Source organism: Microvirga aerilata (genome assembly GCF_016743775.1).
Taxonomy (GTDB): Bacteria; Pseudomonadota; Alphaproteobacteria; order Rhizobiales; family Beijerinckiaceae; genus Microvirga; species Microvirga aerilata.
The window spans coordinates 1-4,715 of the sequence record NZ_JAEQMY010000189.1 but is presented as its reverse complement, the minus strand read 5'-3'; the positions used below and the strand labels follow the sequence as shown (position 1 = coordinate 4,715).

Annotated in this window: 1 protein-coding gene and 1 pseudogene; both read right to left on the bottom strand. The window is 60.4% G+C overall.

The annotated features are described in order from the left end of the window. Positions 1-2,309 (bottom strand): annotated as a pseudogene (locus JKG68_RS31115) (hypothetical protein); the annotation flags it as partial. A gap of 62 nt (positions 2,310-2,371) precedes the next feature. Continuing rightward, entirely contained in the window at positions 2,372-4,510 is a 2,139-nt protein-coding gene (locus JKG68_RS31110) for a tachylectin-related carbohydrate-binding protein (RefSeq protein WP_202066178.1), read from the bottom strand. Between the last annotated feature and the right edge of the window lie 205 nt (positions 4,511-4,715).

Sequence of the window (4,715 nt, the reverse complement as noted above, 5' to 3'; positions counted from 1 at the left end):
TCCACAAGCTCCCCACCAGGGCGAACCACATACAAAGGACGCCGCGCAATCCAGCTCCGATCGAGCGGAAAGGTGCCAATGAATGGACGGACGCGTAGACCGTGCCCTTCCCGAACACCCTTTTGCTGGCTGTGGCGAAGCCAGAAACCGTCATGGGCGATTTCGTAGTCGACTGCACCCCACTGAACCTGCGCATACGGGTTATCAAAGCGTGGAAAGGCGTTGATCGCATAGACGGCGCCATTGAAGCGCGCCTCACGCTTGTCGAAATGCGCCTCCAGGTGGTAGCCTCCATTGAGCTGCCGTGCCCGTGGGTCTGGGCTGTCGTAGCTCACCTGCACGTCGACCCCGGGCCGAAGCGGGGAGAGCAAGCCGCGACCGAGATTGATTCGAGCCCGCAGGCAGGCATCGACGAAAGTGGAGAAGGACCCGAATGTGTCAGCACTTCCGACCTGAATGACGAAGGCGTTCCGCAGCCCATCACAGACAATCTCCTTGCCGCGCCACGCACCATTGGTCACCAGTTCGCATGGCTGCGCCGAGTATATCCCTACGTAGCCATCCCCCTTGCGACCGAACATCCACATTGATCCGGACACGTCGTTTGAAGCGTGCCGTCGCTCTATCCGGGTTTCATCGAACTTGAACCGTCCGGTGTCGATGCCCGGCGGCGTCCAGCCTTTCGCCTCGGGAACCCCGACGAGGCTGGATTCGCCAAACGGGAACCAGAGGTGGGTGCGATGCCCAAATGCGAGGGCCTGCGCGCTTGCCGGATGAGGGCTGTAGATGGCGATTGCCGCGCTGTCGCGCTGGACCACGAAGGGAATGACGGCCGTCCCCGTCCACCAGTTCGGCCCATCTCCGCCGTTCAGTGCCGCTGGATAAGTCCCGAATACAGTCACCTCATTGTCGAAGGTCACCTGCCAGGGGTTCAACTGCGGCCCCACCTGTCCAACGCGGAAAGCCTGAACACTGGACAGCATCGCGCCGCGGTCCCGGTAGGTGTAGAGGTTCGCGCGAGTGAGAGCCATACCTTCGAAGAAGGCTGACAGAAGGTCGTTCCCACGACCGGCCAGCGGCAGCGTGAGGTTACGGATCTGTGTGTACCATTCGGCATCGAACACCGATTGCAGCCCGTACTTGCGGATCATCTCATTCGACTTGTCGACCATCGGTCCGACAAAGTATGCGCTCTTACCCCACCAAAACATTCCGTCTTCATCGCTCGCATAGCCAATGGCGGGGATCTCGCCTAGATTGATACTAACGCGAGAGCGATCAGTCAGGCGGTCCGGGCGATCCCGGCCGATGGCGAGTAGAGCGGTTGGGACACAATACTTGCGCGTCGTAGCCAAGGAATGCGCCCCGAGGGAATCGGCATAGACCCATCGCCCGCGCGTGCCGAAAAGCATCTCTATCAGGTCGCCCACTGACTGGCGCCATCCTGCATGCTTGTGTTCCGCGTATGCCCGCCCTGCGGTCACACCGAAGCTGCCCTTCTGGGTAAAGCGGGCCAGGTCGAAGATGAGCAGATCAAGCGCTATGGCAGCGCGGGTTGCGATCCGCTCATCGGCGCTAAAATCGACCAGATTGAGCAGAGCGGTGAACGTGTACTCGTAATAGACTGGCGAGTTCCACTCATTGAACCCGTGGAAGAGACGCGTCGAGAGCCATTGGTCGATGCGGGCGTGCGCCTTATCGCGATGCTGCGCACCTGTCATCCCATCACGAAAGGTGGCGGCGGGCATGAGCTGCCCTGCCAAGAACTCCGCCGCGCCATACATGATCTGGTGGTTCTCGGTCCAGAACTGCTGCGGTTTATTTGGGTCTCCGCCGAACGGCTCGTCGATCCAGTAGCGATAATGTGTCAGGGCGGAGCGGATGCGCTCGGCCGCGGCGGCAGGCAGGTTCGGGCTGTTGGTGTGGAGATAGAGGAGGCGGATCCAGCCTTGGGCGCCCATATCCGAGTCGTTCTCAAGACGGTCGATGGACGCTAGCGACCATAAGCCGCCATTTGGATCGTTGAGACGAGCCAGCCACTCGTGCTCGGGCCAGGGCGGCACGATTCGGATGTCGTTGCTGAAATAGGCCAGCAACCTGGTTGGCCGCTCGCGCGACCAGCGGACATAGGCGAGCTTACGCTCCTCGAGAGCGACCTGAAGCTCATCCCCGGCCTCGCCGCCGCATTTCAGAGGCACGTCCTCCGTTTCCGGCAACACAGGCTTGAAACGCGGCAGCTTGGTCGTGACCGCTTCTTGCTCGAGAGAGGGTGCCAAAGACAGCTGCGCGAAGGCAGCTGTGCTAGGCATCCACAAACATGAAACGATCAGCGCAGAGAGGAATCCTCGGAGCGTCATCATCGCCCTCGCCGCTAGCGTGGAATGCCTGCGCTGAGCACATCAGTTTTCGGTGAGAAGGCCCGCGTTACATCACCGAAGCCCGAGCTGATCTGAACGGGTCCATACCAGTCGATCGTATCATCCGTATAGCGTGTGAACTGATAGTAGAGCAGTTCACCTCCTGGCTTGATTGCGTAGATGTGTCCCTCTCCTGGTGAAAAGATATGTTTGAAACCGGACCAGCCAGTATCCACTTGCTTCGGCTCCCGCCATGTATCCGATCCGTTGGCAAAGCCATCGTGCCGGTAGGACAGTAATCGTCCGTCTGGAGTGACCGCGAAAAGTAGCCCGCCTCCGGTGGCGAACACGTGCTGGAATTGAGCCCAGCCCGAACCAACGACGATTGGACCGCGCCAAGGCGGCTCAATTGCGGCCCCTGGATCGTAGGCGCGCTGGTAATGGTACCAGACGAGCGACCCATCCGGATCGATCCCGTAAAGGCGGCTGTCGCCGCCAGCTGTCACCCGCGCGAACCTGTTCCATCCGGCATTGATGTTTACTGGGCCCGTGAGTTGCGGCCCCGCCCCTACCGAGCCTACATTAGAATACCATTGCAAGGTTCCATTTTGCGCGATCGCCAAAAAGGCGCTGGGTCCGATTGAGAGCAACTCGGTGAACCTGTCCCAGCCGCCCCCTAGGACATGCGGCCCCTCGAGATTGTGGGTACCGGGTTTGGGTGGCCCATGGCGCCCGCCGTCGAGCATGCGACTCGGCGGGAACATTGTGACGTCGCTGCCGCTAATCACAGGCCGCGCTGTCAGCTCGGCCACAGGAGGTCCCAAGCGGCGGGGTGAGTTGAGCTGGTCGTCAAACATGCGATCTGCAGGCGTGTCGTCCTGTACTGGAGGCATCGTGCTTTGCCTCTCTATCGAGACCCTGTCGCTTACGATGGGTCGTTTGAGTGGCTGCTCCTCCAAGACAACATGCTCATAGTATTGCAGTTCGCCGTTAACACGCACGACGTAGAATGGCTGCCGGCGAGTGGGAACGTAGGGGGTGAGCCGGAATTCGCCGGTCGTCGCTGCGCGTCTGAGCCGCTCGGCAACGGCCCGCATGGCAGGGCGCCCATATTGATCCCGCATGTTGCCGGCGAGACTGGGCTCGTCCCCCGCCAGCGAGGAGAGGTTACAAAGCGCATTACGATCCGGCTGATAACGATCGATATTGGAGTCGCGTGCGACCCTGTACGAGAGGGTGTCCTGACATACCCAATTGCCCGTGCACATCGACTGTGCATTAGGATATCGATCAGATGCTTGGATCTGGCACGTGATGCGCGCTGAAATCTCCGGATCCAGGGTGTTGGCGAGCATGTCTGCGTGGCGCTCAAGACGCGGGCCGTAACGTAGCTTAAGCGTCGCCGGTTCGTCGCCCACATAGCGGTTGATTGCGGTCATGGCGACGCCGAGGGTGAGCAGGTAGTATTCGAGCGTTGGCAACGGCCGGAAATCCGGACGGAGATAGACCTTCCGCTTCAGATTGAAATCACTCCAGTTCCATAGCTCTGGGTCGCTGAACGGACCTGTCCGAAGGAAGGTGTCGGCCAGATTGAGGACACGGTCGATCAATCGCCCGATCCGCTCTCGCTCCTGATCCGTCAAGGGGCGCGAGAAAGCGAGAACACTCGTGCCCATCCCCCGCAGCTCGGCGATCTCTGCGGCGAGCTGTCGGTGCCGATCCTTCAGTCGCTGCAGCTTGTTGTAGTTGTCGTTCTTGAACACTGTGCTTTCGAGTTCAGCCAAGGCAGACTCGATCCGCCCCACCCGGCTATCGAGATCCCTCAGCCGTTCATTAATGGCCTCGATTGCAAGCGCGGTCGCATCGGGTTTGTCGAAGGCGCCCAGCATACCGAACAGAGTCTTACCTACGCCCAGCGCAATCCCAGCCGGCGGCCAAGCAAGGGTCATCACCCCGATCGTCGCGTCGATCATGCCTTCAGGGCTGTCCGTCGCGCCCTTTACGAACTTTCCGAGTGCGACCACATCTCCCGGTTCAATCTTGCCTATTTCGCCGGTGTAGCCGGGGTCGATCTCAGGCGTACCCAGGGGTCCATCACCGGCCACGCAATCGGTTGCGCTGCCAGCCGTGCCAAGAAGAACTCCAATCAGCAAGGCAGGTCCCGACCACCTTTTCCGGACGACAGACCGGCCCGTGCACTGACGGACTGACGACGCCGAGAATTGCAGCATGTTCAACCCTCCCGTTGTGTATTTCCCCGTACTGCTTGCTACTCTCTTGGTCTGGCTGCTGGCGGTTCGGCGTGATCCGAATACTACTGGATCGATCTTGGGTTCGGCAGGAGGCCGAAGAAGTCCT